7 protein-coding genes and 1 tRNA gene are annotated in these 17,469 nt (G+C 59.0%); 6 read left to right on the top strand and 2 right to left on the bottom strand.

Annotated features, from left to right (window positions below; translation table 11 throughout):
* Positions 1–902: 902 nt before the first annotated feature.
* Both J3U88_RS07315 and J3U88_RS07320 read right to left on the bottom strand, forming a co-directional pair.
* The gene (locus J3U88_RS07315) at positions 903–4,325 is read right to left on the bottom strand and encodes a UvrD-helicase domain-containing protein (protein WP_207857925.1); all 3,423 of its coding nucleotides are present in this window, start codon (positions 4,323–4,325) and stop codon (positions 903–905) included.
* A complete protein-coding gene (locus tag J3U88_RS07320; protein ID WP_207857926.1) occupies positions 4,322–7,798 on the bottom strand; it encodes an exodeoxyribonuclease V subunit gamma in 3,477 nt (1,158 codons plus the stop codon). Before J3U88_RS07320 ends, J3U88_RS07315 begins: the two co-directional genes overlap by 4 nt.
* Before the next feature lie 775 nt (positions 7,799–8,573).
* Here J3U88_RS07320 and J3U88_RS07325 point away from each other — a divergent pair.
* The 6 genes from J3U88_RS07325 (at position 8,574) to J3U88_RS07350 (ending at position 17,337) form a co-directional block, all read left to right on the top strand.
* A complete protein-coding gene (locus J3U88_RS07325) occupies positions 8,574–9,083 on the top strand; it encodes a hypothetical protein (protein ID WP_207857927.1) in 510 nt (169 codons plus the stop codon).
* Positions 9,084–9,499: 416 nt separating this feature from the next.
* On the top strand, positions 9,500–11,938 hold the full coding sequence (locus tag J3U88_RS07330) for a penicillin acylase family protein (RefSeq protein ID WP_207857928.1): 2,439 nt from the start codon (positions 9,500–9,502) through the stop codon (positions 11,936–11,938).
* Positions 11,939–12,204: 266 nt separating this feature from the next.
* Positions 12,205–12,855 (top strand): hypothetical protein, encoded by a 651-nt coding sequence (locus J3U88_RS07335; protein ID WP_207857929.1) that lies wholly within the window; start codon positions 12,205–12,207, stop codon positions 12,853–12,855.
* A 34-nt stretch (positions 12,856–12,889) separates the two neighbouring features.
* Positions 12,890–13,747 (top strand): metallophosphoesterase, encoded by an 858-nt coding sequence (locus J3U88_RS07340; protein WP_207857931.1) that lies wholly within the window; start codon positions 12,890–12,892, stop codon positions 13,745–13,747.
* 325 nt (positions 13,748–14,072) lie between these two features.
* On the top strand, positions 14,073–16,706 hold the full coding sequence (locus J3U88_RS07345) for a M14 family zinc carboxypeptidase (protein WP_207857932.1): 2,634 nt from the start codon (positions 14,073–14,075) through the stop codon (positions 16,704–16,706).
* Between the two features lie 549 nt (positions 16,707–17,255).
* A tRNA-Leu gene (locus J3U88_RS07350) sits at positions 17,256–17,337 on the top strand.
* The last annotated feature ends 132 nt before the right edge of the window (positions 17,338–17,469 follow it).

Raw genomic sequence — 17,469 nt, forward strand, 5'->3', positions numbered from 1 at the left:
GCAAGTTTAGGTGGTTCACATTTACAAAGAAAGGTGGGTTTGTTTGATTATCTTGGTTTGTTTTTCTGTTGAGGTTAGGTTTGTTAGCGGGAGGGTTTTCTGGGGGCGCTTGGTTTCTGGACCGGTTGCTGTCTACCTAAGGGGCGCGATAAGAGCGAAGGGTTTTGCTTAAGATCTGGAGCAAAATGGCTTGGGGAAAGCGAGCCGGGGTCGCGCACGACCGCACCCTTTGGGTGCGATGAGCATTTTCACAGGCTGTTGCAGCCCTGAGGTTTAGCCAAAATCACCGCGAGTTATCGCGCTTCTTAAGGTCTCGTCCCTTATGATTCGCGGTGTGGGGCACGGATGGTTTCATGTTCCCTGTGTGGTGACGGGGTTAAGGGGTTTCCTGTACGCCGCCGGCGTACCTTTTTTGGGTGCCGCCAACCCAGGGAAAGCACCCGCCTGCTTCGCGCCGGGCGCTTTCCCTGGGCTGAAATCCGGCACGGCGTTGCCGTGCCACCGGTTTGCGAGCCGGCGTCCCATCCAAATCGCTGGATTCTGGATCGGTGGTGAGCCGTGCCTCGGCCCTGGTCCATGCGTGGAGATGTCACTGCATCCCAGTTGAACACCTCGAAATGGGTCGAGGTCGGATGCTGATCGCTTGACGGGGTGCCATGGGCATGGATCGGGGATCGGGTGCCATGGGCATGGGTCGGGGATCGGCCGGCAATGCTTGACGGGATGCCATGGGCATGGATCGGGGATCGGCCGGCAATGCTTGACGGGAGGCTATGGGCATGAATCGCGGGGTCGGATGGGAATGGGTCGTCGGGGATCTGTAGGCATGAATCGCGGGGTCGGATAGCAATCAACCGTCGAAGTTCCACGCGAATCGTTGCGGTGCTTCGCCAGACATTGGCCTAGGCGTAGTCGTGTTGTTTGAGGTGTTGTTCGAAGGCGCGGACCTCCTCCCAGCTTGGTCGGTAGAAATAGACGCCGTGGCCCGGGGTGTCCATGCCGCGCACGAACAAATAAAAGAAGCCGGCGAAGACGCGGTCGTAATGCTCCCGTTGGCGGATGCCCAGCCAGCGCCGCATCGCCATCAGGTAAATGCGGACCTGCATCGCGTAGTGTGCTTCCACGTGTTCCTTCAGTGCCGCTTCGCTGTAGTCGCTGAGCGTGTCGCTTTTCCAGTCCGCGAAATAATACCGGTCGTCGCGGCGCAACACCAGGTCGATGGAACCGTTGAGGATGACGCGTTGTCCCCCCTCCGGTTTGACCGGGAAGTAAAAGTCGACCTCGTGGCGGCGGTCGTCGGCGTCGAAATCCATCACGCGCCAATCCTCGCGCAAGGGCTGGGTCAGTGCGTGGTAACACATGGCCGCCGCCGCCGCGTAGTGGCGCTCCAGGTCGTAGTTTTGCAAGCGGCCCAGCAGCGTTGCCTTGACTTTGTCCTGCTGCGCCCATTGCTCGAAATCGGGGAACTCCCCAAAAACTTTCTGCAACGGATCCATGTGTTCGAGGATTTCGTGGATGCAGTTGCCGGTGTTTTTGCCCTTGGGCATGCCCTCGTTTTCGACACCGACCTCGCCGGTGTGGTCCTCGTCGTCGCGCAATACCTTGCTCAGTTGGTCGCTGACCAATCCGGCCAAGGGCGTGTTTTTGTGGTGTGCCAGCTTGGTGTAGCTGGTTAAGCGCAGTTGGTTGTGGGCCGCCAGCACGGCCGGGTAATCCGGTGTCGGTGCGATGTCGGGGGGCGCGGGGGCCTGGTGTAACACCCTCGCTTCGCCCGACCCCAAGCCGCGTTGCAGGCGACGGGTTTCGAAATCCAAGTAGGGCAGGGGGCCGGCCTCGAACAGCGCGTCCAGTGCCGGCAACAGAATGTTGTATTCGGCGCGGCCCGCGTCTCGCCAGTAAGGTAGGTACATCTTGCTTTTGGCGCGCGTGAGCGCCACGTAATACAGGCGTTCGGCTTCTTCATCCAGCTCTTGTTGGTGGGGGACGGCGTGGTTTTTGGCGAGGTCGAGAATGCGGCCCCGTTGCGGATCGTGGAAGGCGTGTACTTCCTCCTGGCGCGGTGCCGAAAACCCCGCAAACAGAAAAACGACCTCGAATTCCAGACCTTTGCTGCTGTGGATGGTCATGATTTGCACGGCTTCTTTTTCGGTTTCCAAGCGCAATAAATCATCGTCGACGGCTTCTTTTTTGTCGATTAACCGGCCCAGTCGTGACAGCAATTGTTGTAAGTCCAGCGCCGCACCCTCGCGTGTGAGCAGGTCGGCGAGGTGTTCGTAGTTGGTGACCGCCCGTTCGTCGTCGCTTTGCTGGAGCAGCCGTTCGAGGATGCCGGTTTCCCCGAACAGTTGGTGGAACAGGCGGCGGTAATCGCGGTCGCTGTAAATCTGTTTGCGCCATTCGATCAGTTGGACGCGCACGCTGTCGGGGATGGTGGGTGCGTTGCCCAGCGCGGTGGGCGAGACCTGGTAGAAGTCACTGAGCAGTGCTTTTTTGACGGCGCTGTCGTCGTCGACCTGTTCGATGGCGGCAAGCATGTCGCGCATGTGGGCTGCCTCGCGGGTTTGGAACAGGCCGCCTTGTTTGTAAAACGCGAAAGGGATACCGTGACCTGCCAGCACCTCGCCGATCTGTTCGCCCTCGCGGCGCTTGCGGGTGAGCACGGCGATGTCGCGTGGTTTAAGGGTCGGCTCGGCAGCGAGCAAGTCGCGAGTGGTTTCGGCCATCCAATGGGCGAAACCCTGCTTGAGGTCGTAGCTGCTGAGTTTGGGTTTTTCCTCGTCGGGATCAGCTTGTAGGTAGAGGCAGCGCACGGCCGGGCCGGCGCCCAGGCGCACCACGCGGTCAGGGCGGCCGCAACGCACTGGGTCGCGGTACTGAATGTCGCCCGCGAACAAACTCGGATGGGTGAAAATGTGGTTGGTGGCCGCGATCATGTCGGCGGTGGAGCGGTAGTTGTGCGAAAGCGACAAACGCCCGCCGCCGCCTTCGCCGATCAGGCGTCGCGCCGCCAGGTAGGTGTGGATGTCGGCGCCGCGGAAGCGGTAGATGGCTTGTTTGGGATCGCCGATGAGGTACAGGCGGTGGTCGCGACTCGCTAGGAAGATGCGGGAAAAAAGGGTCCACTGGCGTTCGTCCGTGTCTTGGAATTCGTCGATGATGGCGATGCGGTACTTTTTGCGCAGCGCCTGGGTTAAGGGTCCGCCCGCCGCGGGTTCGGCGCCGATCTGATCGGCGACAAAACCGATCATGTCGTCGAAATCGAACCAGCCGCGCTGCTGTTTTTCATCGCGCATGGCGCGGCGCAGGTCGGGAAGCAACAAACGCAACAACTGCACCTTCACACTGCAGAAGAAGGGAATTAAGGCCTGACCGTAATGCTGGAGTTCCTGCCAAGCACGGGACAAACCACTAGGATCGTTGACCATGCCTTTTTTGGCCTTGGTGAAGGTCCAGGTAGTGGCGTCAAACATATTTATGAGGCAGGATTTGTTCCTTTTGCCTGATTCCTGCCACGTGGCGCACAGGTGGAGTACTTCCCACAAGGGGGTTGTCTTTTCGGCGGTCAGCGCGGCAAGGTCGGTCAGGTACGTCTCAAATTTTTTGCGGAAATTTGCGTGGAGCTTGATGTCGGCCAGTTCCTCCAGCGCCTTGGCGGGATCCACGTAACGGCACCACTGTTGCCAAGCCTGCTCCGCGCCGCTCAGGTCGGGCAACAACAGGCCTTCTTTGGGGACCAACTGCTTGAGCGTTTGCAGCAAGCTGCCGCCGAGGTCGCTGTCTTCCAGGGCGCGCGGGTGTTCCTTCAAATACGCGGTGAACAAATCGCGGTAGGCGCAGCGTTCGGTCAGCACGTAGGTTTTGAGGAATTGGGGGAAGACCAGGTCGAAAATTCGGGCGGAAGGCTGCTGTTCCATGCGGAACAAACGGCGGTTCTCGAAGGCGAACTCGCGCAGGACACTGTTGCAAAAACCGTGGATGGTGTAAATCGAGGCGTTTTCAAATTCGAACAGGGCATCGCGCAGGCGTTGGCGGTTTTCCGGCGTCAGCAGCCAGGTGTGTTCCGGGTCCAAATCGGCGCCCGCCCCTTCTTCCAACTGGATCAGTTCGATAAGTTTGGCGCGAATGCGGCCTTTGAGTTCGTTGGTCGCCTTTTCGGTAAAGGTCACCAAAAGGATGTCGCCGAGTTTGTGGCCGCGGAAAATCAGTTCTAATACAAGGTGTTCGATGGTGTAGGTTTTGCCGGTGCCGGCCGAGGCTTCGATCAAATGATCGCGCAGGGTGATGGTGTCGCCGAGGATGGCGGGTTTTGCGATACGTGTGCTCACGGCGTTTCCTCCCCGTCCTCGGGCGCAAAGCCGGCCACGCCCATTTGGCGGAATAACAGACCGAAACGACGCGCCACCATGGCTTCGATATCGGCGGCGACGGGATAGTCCTGCCAATCCCGCAAAGGGCCGTATTGATCGGCCAAGCCGGCTGCATCACCGCTTTTGAGGCGTTCGATACGTTCGTGGAACTGACGCGCGGCGTGAGGTTGGTGCCAATCCTTCTTCATATCGAGGATCAAGTCGCCGGGGGCCAAGTAGTTGTGGTGGGGTTGCAGCATCTCGCGCAACAGGCCTCTTAGGTACGTAAGCGCTTGGTTTTTTTCCAGGTGGAACGGCACCGGTTTCACCGGTTTGCTTTGAGTGGTGATCATCAACCCTTGGGTGTGGTTGCCGTGACCGGCGGCGGCGAGGGCAAGCGCATCGATCCAGCTTTTGAATAAGTGGCGATCCCAATTGATTGCAGCGCGGCTGAGCTTGCTGTTGAAGTAAACGGAGGCGCGAGCCTCGGGTCCTTCGAACAGGTACTGGGTTTGACCCGAGATTTCCACGGTGCGCGGACGACCGTCGATTTCCAGCTCGAGGCGAAGCGGTGCGTGTTGGAAACCCTCCGGTGTGTCCTCGCGGTCGGTGCCGAACTGGTGACGGGCGGCGCGACCGCTGATCGGGAAGGCGCGCAATTGGTCGAACCAGGCTTGCAGGGTGACTTGCAATTGCTCGCGGGTGATTTGGTGCAGCGGCCCGCCGGGCACCTCGCCGAGGATTTCACGATGGCGCAGACCTTGGTCCAGCGCGTTTTCAAAGGCGGGCGCCTTGCTGAAATCGCCGACGTGGTCGATCAGCACCTCGGTCAACACCCTGTTGAGGATTTGGTAGCGGGTCAGTGCCGCCAGGGTAAAGGGTTCATGCAGCTTGGAAAAAGCGTCTTCCTCTTGATCGCGCAGGCCGAGGTTGCGCCGGGCGCTTGTCTGCAACGGCGATTCGAGGAACTGGCGCAGTTCGTGTAATCCCACCAGAATCAGGTCGTCGTCGGCGGGGGTTTCCGGGGTCGGTACCAGGGCCGGCGGTTGGTTCAGCGCTTCCTCGCCCCGCGCGACACGGAAGTAGTTTTCGCGCGCCTGAGCCAGTCGCAGGGCAAAGGGATCGTGGTTGTTCCTGGGGGAGGGCGCCGCGTGATGGAAGCGGTAGTAGGACGAGTAACTTTTGAGCGGGTGGACCTGAATCTCGAAATCGGCGCGGTAGCGCTGTGCCTGGTACAGCATTTCGGCCAGTACCGAGGCCGGATTGCGCGGATCGTCCGTTTGTTCGTCGCGGTCCACGTAAGTCAATACGAGCATGTCGCGCGCGGACACCACGGTTTCCAGGAACATGTAGCGGTCGCGCTCCTGTTCCGAGACGTCGCCGATTTCGCGCTCGCGGCTAACCGCCGCCGTATCGCCCCGTTGCAGGCGTGCCCAGCGCAAGTCCAGGGTGTCCTTGCGTTTGGGCGCGGGGAAGTCGCCCTCGTTCAGGCCCATCACGTAGATCAATTTAAAAGGAATCGGCCGCATCGGCATAAACGAACTAACCGTGACCCCGTCGGCAAGGTACTGGTTATAAAAAGGGCGCAGTTGGTCGAGTTCCTGCTCCATAAAGGCCCTGGCCACGGCGTAGGGCAAGGTGGGTTGGTCTTCTTCCGGCAGGTCCGCGTGTAGCTCGGCGATGTCCTCGAAGGATTGTGCGATTTGGAGGATGCGCTCGAAGTCGCGTTCTTCGCCGGGGCCCGGCGCCAGGTAGGTGTTGATCAGCGCGCGCAGGTACAGCGCCCATTCTTTGGCGCGGAAGCTGACCGCGTTAATGTCGCCGGTATCGTGAAACAGCGACTGGGTGACAGTAAAGAATTGATGGGCCGCGTCGCTTTCAGTTTCGCCCAGGCTGTAAACGGCGTAGGCGTCGCCGTGTTGTTGGAACACCTTTTCGCCGCCGCCGTGGAAATAAGGGCCGAGCAGCAAACGCTTAAAACCTTGGTCCCAGTTGAAGCGGTCCTGTTTTAAATAGCTGACGCCTTTTTGGTTTTGGTGGCCCCGGTCGCGTCCGTAGTAGATGTTGAGGCGGTCGGCGAAATCAATCCAGCGATGGGTGTCGGCCTCGGGGAAGCGGGCCTGGAAGTTGGGGTGTTGGTAGAGGCGGAACAACAGATCCCGTTCGAACTGGCTGTCCGGTAGCTCGAGCAGCAAACGCACCGCGTCGATCAGGCGGGCCGCCTTGCCGCTGACCCCGTCGACCAGGTTAAAAGGAATGCGGTGGATGCGGTGGAACGCGTTTTCGATTTCGGCTTGGTAACGGGCCATGTCGGTAACCAGGATCGCCACGTCTTTTAGGTCGAGATCGGGCCGGTTCATCAGGCAGGTCCACAGGTGGTTGGCCACCGTTTCGGCCTCGCGCCGGGGACCCGCGCATGCCAGGACCTGGAGGCTGTCGTCGCCCTCGCCGGGTTGTGGCACCGCCGGCGGAGCCAGGCGTTTGAGAATGTCGTACTGGATGCGGCCGAGCAAGGTGTCGCGCGAGGGATCACTAAAGTGTTCCTGGAAATCCCAATTGCCCAGGTCGTTAATCAGACGGAAGTATTCGCGGCCCGGTTTGCCCCAGGCTTGGAGCAAGGGGTTTTCCGGCAGCTCGTTGAGCAGTTCGCCGCTGTCCCAGGCCAATTCGGAGATGGGCGGTAGGGCGGCGATGCGGCGGCTTTCGTGGAGGGTGGGCACGTCTTCCCAAAATTCGCGGCAAGGGTTGAGCACGTAGAGGGAGATGTCGCCGAATTGCGCCAAAAACTTCAGCACGCGTTGGTGGTAGCGCGAAATATAAGAGATGCCGAAGATGTGGAGTGGTTCAAAAGTGGGGGCGGGGTCGGCGATAAAAGGGAGATGGGTTAGGTTGGTCAGGCGTTGTTCGCGGCTTTGGTTGAGGTCGTCTAGGCGGCCGTCCGGCGCGAAGATGTCGCACCACAAGGTTTTTTGCCAAGCTTCAATCGGATGGTTGTCACCGCAGTAGCTGTTGCCTTCCAGCCAGGTGTCCAGCATGCCGCGGCGGGCGAAGGCGTATTCGCGGAAGAGCTGGACCAAGCGCTGTGCCAATTGGAACAGGCGGCGACTGGGTTCGCCTTCGCCGCACAGGTAGGCGCGCACGTGGAGGAACGGTGGATCGTCTTGGTCTAAATGGTGGGCCAAGCGTTCCATGATTAAGGCTTGCAGGGCCCAATCGGAGAGGATTGCAACTTCCTCGCCCGCCAGGATTTCGGCCAGCAGGGGATCGAGTCGTTGGTAACGGATGTTGATCGCGATGCCCTGGTGTTCGGCCAGGTGCAGGTTGAGCCATTGTTGCAGGTTGCGGTTGGGAATCACGATGGTGGGCGGCCGAAAAGGGTCCTGTCGCCGGGTGGCCGTGCTGAGCGGCTGGATCAAGTTTTCCAGGTGGTTGGCATAGTGGAGGTGAATCATGGTGAGCGGGGCGACCTGCCGAGGAAACAAATCGGCGCGAAGGTGACCGCGGCCGTGGTGAAGGAAGGCTCCACTTTAGCACAAACCGGGGGCGATTCCGGTTTCGGCGGGCCGCGGCCGCGGCATGTCGTGGTTAGAGACAGCCGGTGACCTGGAACTGCCGTGGAAGCTGTGATAAGCTGCCGAACTTGAGGCCCTTGCTCACTTCATTTTCGGGATTCCCGGCAAAATATCGACGGTTTCGCAATCCTGTCCCCCCGCGTCGGACGCTTTGATTGGTTTGAGCGCGTATGCCTGTCGTTGTGTTGGTGCCCCGCCTAAGTGGTGAGGCGTGGGTTTAGCCTCTAAAACATAAGGCTTTAACCTAAGAGGCGCTGAAGTGAGGGGTTTTTGCTAAAGATCTGTAGCGAAATGGTTTGGAAAAAGCGAGCCGGGGTCGCGCCCGACCGCACCCACTGGGTGCGGTGAGCATTTTTACAGGCCGTTGTAGCCCAGAGGATTAGCTAAAATCACCGCGAGTTATCGCGCTTTTTAGGTTTAAAAAAGACACCGTTGGTGGTGACGCGCCCTCCCCCGTGTTTCACCCTTCTCCGGCGGATTCGTTTCATCCGGTTCGGTTCCCTTCGGGCGGCATCCCTTGACGTTTGCACATGCCGCCGCCGTTGGTGATGCCGCGTTGAGCCCGGCGGCACACATTTTGTATGGGTGTAAGTATGCACCTGCTCTGTTGACTGCATTGCTAAATCCCGCGCTGCTTGCGTTCGCTTGAGGTAGTATGACCTTTAAGACGATTCCAGATTCCATGTCGGCCGACGAACTCCTCCAGCAGGAGGGGTGGTTTTTAATGGTCGACGTCTTTCGTGTGCTTGACCCCGAGGATACCGGCAAATACAAGCTGGCCTTTAAGCAAATCAAACGCCTGATCAGCAAGAACCAAGAGCCCTTTGACATCATGGGTCGTCGTAAATTGGGCGGTCGGGTTTTGTTGTTGATGGAAAAGTTTGCGCCTTGGTACCGCAACAATCCCATGTTCAAACTCACCAAGCTTGAAGCGTCGGTTTCCTTTAATGAATTTATGCAATTGGAGGGCGAATATTTTTTTCGCTTGTCCGAAGTCTGTAACGCCTATGCCGATTTTCTCCCCTACAGCTATGCGATTTTAAAGCGTGACGCCGACCGTCGCGAGGATGCGCTGGCGGAAATCGGCGTGTGTAAATTCGACACTACCTATATCGTGCAGATGCCGCGTTTCCGCGATTGGTTGGGTGGCGAGTTTCATCTTTAGCCCGCATTTCTCACAAGGATTCGTCGCGAGAAGCAGAAAGCCTTGTGAGTACGAAGATGACGACCAAGAGACGGCGCAGGGGTCCGACCATTCGCGGGGCCGACCTTTGGGCGTTGCAGCTGAGGCGAAGGCGGCTCGACCGAGTAATGCGGGAGGCCGCCCCCTCGTAATCGCATGGCTTTCGGCTTCGTAGCAGAATTCCGTGTGAGAAATGCGGGCTAGTCGTCGGTTGAATGCCGTGTAAATCCTTATTGAATGATGAAACATTGCGATTCCGCGGTGAGAATTCCGCGCCCGCCGTGAATTATCGTTTCGCGGTGATGCGCCTTGCCGATATGATGGTTTTTTTCCCATAACGCCTTGGGGATCGTTTCAGTTCCCTTTAGGTTACGCCTTGAACCCTCGGAGGTTACAGCATGAGCACCGAATCACCATCCGTGGCCGCCTCGCCGCCGGCCAAACGCCGCCGTTGGTTACGTCGGCTGCTTTTACCGCTGCTGTCCCTGGTGGTTCTGATCGTGGCGGTTGTGTTGTTTGCCGTTTCCCTCGTTCGCGGCAGCTTGCCGGATTTGGATGGGACCCTGGTGGTCGCCGGCCTGGAGCAACCCGTGACCATTCTGCGCGACGACCAAGGCGTGCCCACAATTGAGGCGCAGAGTCGCGCCGACGCCCTGTTTGCGCTCGGGTTCCTGCACGGCCAGGAACGGTTTTTCCAAATGGATCTTTTGCGTCGCAGTGCCGGTGGGCGGCTTAGTGAGCTTTTTGGTGCCGCCGCTTTGAAACGAGACCGTAGCATGCGCCGGCACCAATTTCACGCCACCGTTGCCCAAGTGGTGCGCGACGCCCCGCGCGAGCAGCGTGAATTGCTTGAGGTTTATGCGCAGGGCGTGAACCGAGGTTTGGCGGAACTCGACCAAGTTCCTTTTGAATACCTACTCCTCCGTGTGGAGCCCCAACCCTGGCGGGTGGAAGACTCGCTTATGACCCTGGCCACGATGTTCGTGCAGTTACAAGGTGGTTATGATCGCGCCGAGTACAGCCGCGGGGTGTTGCACCACACCATGGGTCCCGAGATGACCGCCTTCGTTGCCCAATGGGGTTCTCGGTGGGACGCTGCCAATTTGGGCGAGCCCTATCAACCGCCCGCGCCGCCCGCGCCCGAGGTCGTGAACCTGCGCCGTCAGGCAAGCCTCACCCCACCGCCCCGTCGTTATGAAGATGAGGTCGCTTCTTTGATCGGCAGTAACAATTGGGCTGTCGGCGGTGCTTTGACCCAGCACGGTCGCGCCTTGGTGGCCGATGACATGCACCTGGGCATTGATGTGCCCAACACCTGGTACCGCGCGGACTTGACCTGGCCGGCAAGTGACGCGCCCGACGGCCGCCGTCGCGTGACCGGTGTTTCTTTGCCGGGCACGCCCGCCATCATTGCCGGCAGTAACGGCGAAGTCGCCTGGGGTTTTACCAACAGTTACGGCGATTGGACCGATTTGGTGGTCGTTGAACCCGCACCAGGTGACGAAACCCATTACCTTACCCCGGACGGCCCGCGCGCTTTCGACGAAGTGGTTGCGGAAATTCCCGTCAAAGGCGGGGAGCCCGAGACCTTTCGTTTTCAGACCACCCTTTGGGGGCCGATTGTTGGTGAGGACCATCTCAAGCGCAAGTTGGCCTTGCGTTGGGTGGGCCATGAGGCCCGTGCACTTAATATGAATTTGTTGGGGTTGATGAACGCCCCCAATGCCGAGCAGGCCCTGGCCGTGGCCAAAACCGTGGGGATCCCCGCGCAGAACATGGTTCTCGGCGACAAAGACGGCGCCGTGGCTTGGACCATTGCCGGTCAAATTCCGCGCAAGTTCGGGGACGTTGGTTGGATACCGCAATCTTGGGCCGACGGTTCGCGCGGTTGGGACGGCTGGCTTCCGCCTGAGGATTACCCCGTTATTTTGCGGCCCGACCATCACCGTATTTGGACCGCCAACGCGCGTGTTCTGGACATGGAACAGCAAAAACGTTTGTTGGGGAACGGTTCCTATGCGCTCGGTCCCCGTGCCGCCCAAATTCGGGATCGACTTTTCGAGAAAGAGACCTTTACCGAAGCCGACCTTTTTGCGATTCAACGGGATCACGAGGCGCGTTACCACGCCGAGTGGCGTGCCTTCCTGTTGGCCCAACTTGACGAGGCCGCCCTGGCGGATTCGCCGATGCGCGCCGAATACCGGGAACTGATTGAGCAATGGAGTGGGTTCGCCGACCCCGAGGACGTGGGGTATTACCTCGTACGGGCGTTTCGCGTCGCCGTGGTTGATCAGGTGAGCCATACGCTCACCGCGCCCGCCAAAGCGGCTGACGAGAAATTCAGCGTCAATGTTTTCCGGCAACGAGACGGCATGGTGTGGACCTTGTTGCAGGCGGAGCCGCTTCATCTGTTACCGGCTGAATTCGCGAGCTGGCGCGATTACAATCTGTCGATCATTGACGCCGAAATCGCGCGGTTAACCCAAGACGATGAAGCACTTTCGGCCCATACCTGGGGCCGCCACAATCGCGTTCAGATCCAGCATCCGTTTAGCTCGTTTATGCCGCGTTTGGCTTCGTGGCTGGACATGCCGGAGATTCCGCTCAAAGGTGATAGCAACATGCCGTTGGTCCAGCGCGGCAAACACGGTGCCTCGCAACGCATGGTGGTCGCGCCGGGTTTGGAAGCGCAGGGCATCATGCAGATGCCGGGTGGTCAGAGCGGCCATCCGCTGTCGCCCTATTACCGCGCCGGCCACGAGGCTTGGGCCCACGGGGAAATCACACCCTTTCTTCCCGGACCGACCCGCCACCGCCTGAATTTAATGCCGGATTAGCGCTGATTTGCCGACGGGTATGTCGGCTTTTGGGGTGGGTAAAAAAAGGAAGATTCGAAAAAATGCAAGGATGAGCCTTGTTTGAGGCCGCTAAAATGGGGTTTTGTCTTGCAAATCCCGCAAAAACAGGCTTCTCTGTTCAAAAGGGCTTGGGTAGGGGTCGTGTGCTTGTGTTAAAATATCCGCCGAATGTACCTCGGGAAGCCTTGGCTCACTTCGGTTTTCGCTGTGTTGCTCTCGAATCCATCCCAGGGTGACGGACGATTATGACTTACTACCGCATGCGCGATATCGCCACACCGCCTTTTGCATACGTACTCAACAAGGAAGAGGTTATCCGAACCTGTTCCTCGTGCAAGATGCCCTTTCAGGATCTTGAGCAAGAACTGAAGGTCGAAATTTGTACCACCGAGTCGATCTCCTGGGATGAGCGAATCCTCGGCAAACCCATGATGGCCGACCACTGGCTGATCGGTGACGAAACCTTTTGCGGTGCCATCGAAGAAATCGCGGCCGATCAATTCGACGTTACCCCGATTACGGTGGTTTCTTGGCTAACCCGCACCCCGCTCTCGATGATGACCGATCCCGGCAGCTTGCTGAAGGAGCGCCGCCATCCCAGCCCACCCACCTATTTTTATCTCCGGCCACGGCAGCAAATTAGCCTCGACAATAAATTGCTCAAAACCTTTCCGCCGATTCAGTGCGCCGAGTGTCGCCGCGAGATTCCCGAAATTCCCTTTGATTTCCAGCCGATTCCCGACCCTGGGGAAACCTGTTACCCCATCGCCAGCTTGCGCGACCTTTATCTCGAGGGTTTTGATTACCTGTTCCACGAAACCATTGTTGAGGCCGTGGAACGCGTTTTTCCCGAGATGATGTTGGAGCGCCTGATCTCCGAACCCCTGCCTATTTAAGTGACGGCGTCCGCTGTCGGGCCAGGTTGGGGTTATGTCGTTTAAATCGTTTCAATTTATTTTTCCCCATTACCGCCGCATGGAGCGTTGGTTCGGCGGCATTGCACAATGGTGGTTGCCCAAGCAGCCCGAACTGCACGAGATCCGCCTGACCACCCCGCGACTCACCGCGCCCGTCACCCTGGTCCAGCTCAGTGATCTGCACTGCGCCGCTTGGACCCGTGAGGATTACATTAAGGCGACCGTCGGGCTCTGTCTCGACATCCAACCCGATTTAATGGTCTGGACCGGCGACTTTTTCCATAGCGCGCGCAAACAAATCGCGCGTGTGATGCCGTTATTCTCACCTTTGCACCAGGCGATTCCCACCTTCGGGGTGCTAGGCAATCATGATTTTGACGATGTGCTTGATGAATTGCTGCCCTTGCTCACCGGTTGCGGCATTACCTTTTTGCGGGGTGAGCAGCGCTTGCTGACATGTAACGGGCAGCCCGTGTGGCTGGGTGGTATCGACGACTTTTTTATCTGTAAACGCGATGTGCCCGCCGCCTATTTTGAACAGGATCGCGCCGTTTTTCGGCTCCTGCTCTCCCATCAGCCGGATGTGGTGTTTCGTTTGCCCGAGGATGCCGTTGATTTGATGTTGTCCGGCCACCTGCATGGCGGGCAGCTTAATTTTCCACTGGTGGGGCCGTTGTATTTGCCGTCGCCACGCGGACGCGAATTCTTAGACGGCCGGCTTACGCGACACCGCGGGGTACCCGTACATGTCAATGTCGGGCTTGGTTATACCTTGATGCCGCTGCGGATTAATTGTCCGCCCGCGATCAGCGTGATCCGCTTGGAACCGGACGTCGCCGGTGCAAACCGGCACAATGTTGACAGCCGGTGAAAATGGGGTTGTCGGTTGGGGTGAAATAACTGCTAGAGTAAGGTTTGTAATCGTTTTCTGTTCGCCGTCCGTTGTGGTCGGCTTGGGTTCCTTTTGTCGAACCCGGACCTTTCTTTCGTCCGCCGATTCCGTTCTGGACGAAACCACTTTGCGCCGCCTTTACAGGTTTGGCGTGTTGTTGAGGTTCTTGCTTTTGATCGATGTTACCCGTTTTTCAACCCGGTCCTTCTTTCCGTTTCCAAAAGATGTCAGCGACCCCGCCCGCTTGGTTCGTGTTCTGGTCGCATTGGTGTGTTGCGTTACGCTGCTTCACGAGGTGGTTCCCATGGCTCTAGCGTCCTCCGCTGCTTCTTTCCAGCAACGTTTTTTTAGTGGGGCGCGTTTCGACGCCGCCGTTCCCGATTATCGCCAGGTGCATGGCGTCGATTTTGGGGAACAGATCTCGATGAGTTACGAGGTGTTGGCATTCGCGCGACAACTGGCCGCCGCCTCGCCCCGCGTACACCTCGAGGTACACGGCCACAGCCTGCAAAAACGGCCGATGGCCTTGTTGTTCGTTTCCAGCGAAACCAACATTGCCAAGCTCCAGCAGCTTCAAGCCGATTACCAGGCCTTAGCCGATCCGCGCACCCTCGAAAAAGCGCGCCTGGACCAGCTTGTCCAGAAGCTACCCGCTTTGGTTTGGTTTCTCGAATCGGTTCACGGTGACGAACCCTCCGGTTCCGACGCGGGACTGTTTACCGCCTGGTACCTCGCCGCCGGCCAGGATGACGCCGTTGCCGCGCTGCGCGACAAAACCGTGGTCGTTTTTGAATTAATGCAGAATCCCGACGGGCGCGACCGCTTTGTTCATTTTTCTCGAGACACGCGCCCGGTCGGCGGCGATGCTGAATCCCAGGGGGCCCACAAACAAGAGTCCTGGCCGAGCGGTCGCTTGAACCATTACTTGTTCGACCTCAACCGCGATTGGTTCCCGCAGTCTCAGATTGAAACCCGTTTTAAAGTCGATGCTTACCTCAAATGGTTTCCCCATATCACCATCGACCGCCACGAAATGGGCGGCGAGTCCAGCTTTTTCGCCGCTTTCCCCAGTCCACCGGTCAACCCGCTACTGCCCTCCGAAATGACCGAGGCTTATCGCGATTTGGGCCAAGCCATTGGCAAGGACTTCGACGCCCGGCGCTGGGATTATTTCCAGGGCGAAATTTTCGACAGCTTTTATCCGGGTTACGGCGAGACCTGGCCGAGCCTGCACGGGTCGGTCGGTATCCTTTTTGAGCAAGGCGGCACCAGCGGCTTGAAGTACCGCCGCAAAGACGGTGTGTTGGTGACCTATGCCGACGCCGTGGCCCATCAGTCCGTCGCCGGTTTGGCGGTGATCCGTCACGCCGCCGAGAACCGCGACGCCGTCCTGCGCTTTTTCCATGACCGGCGCCGGGGGGCGATTGATTACCGCGACGAAACCGAAGTACGTCGCGTCTTTTTGTTGCCGGGCGACGACCCAACCCGTTTGGCCGCGCTGGGCACCTTGCTGGAACGACAGGGGATCGAGGTTCAGCAGCTTAGCGAGGACGTGCGCAACGCCGTTGTCAAAAAACGCAGCAAAGGCCCCAACCGCAAGCAGGATTTGCCCGCCGGCAGCCTGTTGGTGGACTTTGCCCAGCCCGCCGGATTGTTGGCGCGCACGCTCCTGATGGACAACGTTGAATTGGATCCTGCCTTTCTGGAACGTCAGCGGGATCGTTTTCGGCACCAACGGCAAGGCGCGAAAATTTACGACATCACCGCATGGTCCCTCCCCTTTGTGTTCGGCGTTGAGCCGCGTTATTCGCTGGGGCGGTGGGAAGGCGCCGCGCGGGCTTTGACGAAACCCGCGGCGGCCGCGCCGCAAAATGCGGAACTGGCGTACCTGATTCCGCGTAATTTTGTCACCCCGCGCCTCTCCGTCGACCTGCTTCGGGCCGGCTTGAAGTTGCGTGTGACGGGTAAAGCCATTCGCCGGCAGGACACGACCTTTGGTGCCGGTTCCCTGATTGTGAAGGTCGCCGATCAGCCCGGCGACACCGATGTGGCCAAGGTGGTTTACCAGACCTGTGGCCGTTTCGGGGTGACGCCGACGCCGATTGCGTCGTCCTGGTTTGACGAGGGACCCGCCTTGGGTTCGCGCCAGGTGAAACCCTTGCCGACACCCAAGGTGGCTTTGCTGTGGGATGCGCCCGCGGGTCAGCTTTCCGCCGGTTGGCTGCGTTTTTATTTTGAGCAGGACCTCGGCATCACGCCGACCCTGTTTCGGGCCGGTCAAATGGCAAGCGCGGATTTGCGCGAATTTGATGTGGTGTTTATCCCGAGTGGGTCCGCGTCGACCTGGCTTGATCGTTTGGGTAAAGAGGGGGTGGCCAATCTTAAAACCTGGGTTGCCGCCGGCGGTGTCCTGGCCGCGCTGGGCGCAAGCTGTGCGTTTTTGGCCCATCAGGAGGTCGGTCTCTTGGCTTCCGCGTCGGAGTACCGCGACGGCCTGGTCGAAACCGATCAGGCGACGTCCCATCCCAAGTTACCGGAGGACGACCCCGAGGACATGGTGCTGCCGCGTCGTGAACGGCCGCAAAAAGCATACGGCGCCTTGGTGAATGTGGCCTTTGACACCAGTCACTGGTTGGCCTACGGGATGCCCGCCCAGCAGGCGGTGTTGGTTGAATCGAATCGCATCATGCGCCCGTTGCGTCTGGATCAGGGCCGCAACGTGGGCCGTTACCTGGGCCGCGAGGAATTGGTGGTCAGTGGTTACGTGCCCGAGGCGACCGGTTTACAGTTGGCCCACAAACCCTACGCCATGGTCGCCAAACACGCGCGCGGCGTGGTGGTAGCCCTGTGTGAGGCGCCCTATTACCGAGGCTTCACGCAAAGCACGGCCCATCTACTATATAACACCGCCTTTCTCGGACCCGTGTTGGGGCGCTAACCCACGGCGCGCGGGTTGTCCAGGATTGCCGGCAACCCGCGATGCCCCCCGTCTCGATTCCCCAAATGCAAGATCGCGTGCGGTTTTCTACCTAAAGTGTGCGATTCGGGTGGATGCAATTGTTCAAGGTTCGGCGCAGGACGCGCCGAGGGTTGGAGCGAAAGGTGTAGGAAAAAGCGCATCGGGGTCGCGCACGACGCGTACCTGAAAGGTACGTCGAGCATTGTTACTGCACGTTGCAGCCCAACGCTTGGCGCAGGATGCGCCGAAGCTTGGGCAAGTGCGCCGCCAAGAATCGCTCAATTTAGGTTCTACGGTGCGTTGCAGCCCAATGGGTTGTGGGATTTGGGCGCGGAGAATTGCGCCGTTCAGATTTTGTGAAAATTACACGAGGGTTTTTCCCGGACGGCATTTTGTGTATACTTAACCGGTTTTGGTCGCGGGGCCCCTTCAACGCCGGGTACCCCGCGATCACCGCACTATCGGGGAATTGAGGCTTTCGTTTTTCACGGAAACCGTGTATTTTGTTGTGCTTTGGTTCCCGGCCGCGCGAGGGTGGCGGAATTGGTAGACGCACCAGATTTAGGTTCTGGCGGGCTTGCTCGTGAGGGTTCGAGTCCCTCCTCTCGCATTTACTTTACTCACTCGTAAAGCATATTTGATAGCGCGTTGGGTTTTTCGGTCTGCTTCAAAAGTGCGACCACGCGAAACGCGCCGACCTGGTTACGACCATGGTTTAATCCACTGACCATCGAGGACATTT

This window comes from Acanthopleuribacter pedis (assembly GCF_017377855.1).
GTDB classification, from domain to species: domain Bacteria; phylum Acidobacteriota; class Holophagae; order Acanthopleuribacterales; family Acanthopleuribacteraceae; genus Acanthopleuribacter; species Acanthopleuribacter pedis.

Bases quoted from the DNA above. Each gene is read 5' to 3' on its own strand.
- J3U88_RS07320 (WP_207857926.1), bottom strand. From the start codon at position 7,798: ATGATTCACCTCCACTATGCCAACCACCTGGAAAACTTGATCCAGCCG.
- J3U88_RS07325 (WP_207857927.1), top strand. From the start codon at position 8,574: ATGACCTTTAAGACGATTCCAGATTCCATGTCGGCCGACGAACTCCTC.
- J3U88_RS07330 (WP_207857928.1), top strand. From the start codon at position 9,500: ATGAGCACCGAATCACCATCCGTGGCCGCCTCGCCGCCGGCCAAACGC.
- J3U88_RS07335 (WP_207857929.1), top strand. From the start codon at position 12,205: ATGACTTACTACCGCATGCGCGATATCGCCACACCGCCTTTTGCATAC.
- J3U88_RS07340 (WP_207857931.1), top strand. From the start codon at position 12,890: ATGTCGTTTAAATCGTTTCAATTTATTTTTCCCCATTACCGCCGCATG.
- J3U88_RS07345 (WP_207857932.1), top strand. From the start codon at position 14,073: ATGGCTCTAGCGTCCTCCGCTGCTTCTTTCCAGCAACGTTTTTTTAGT.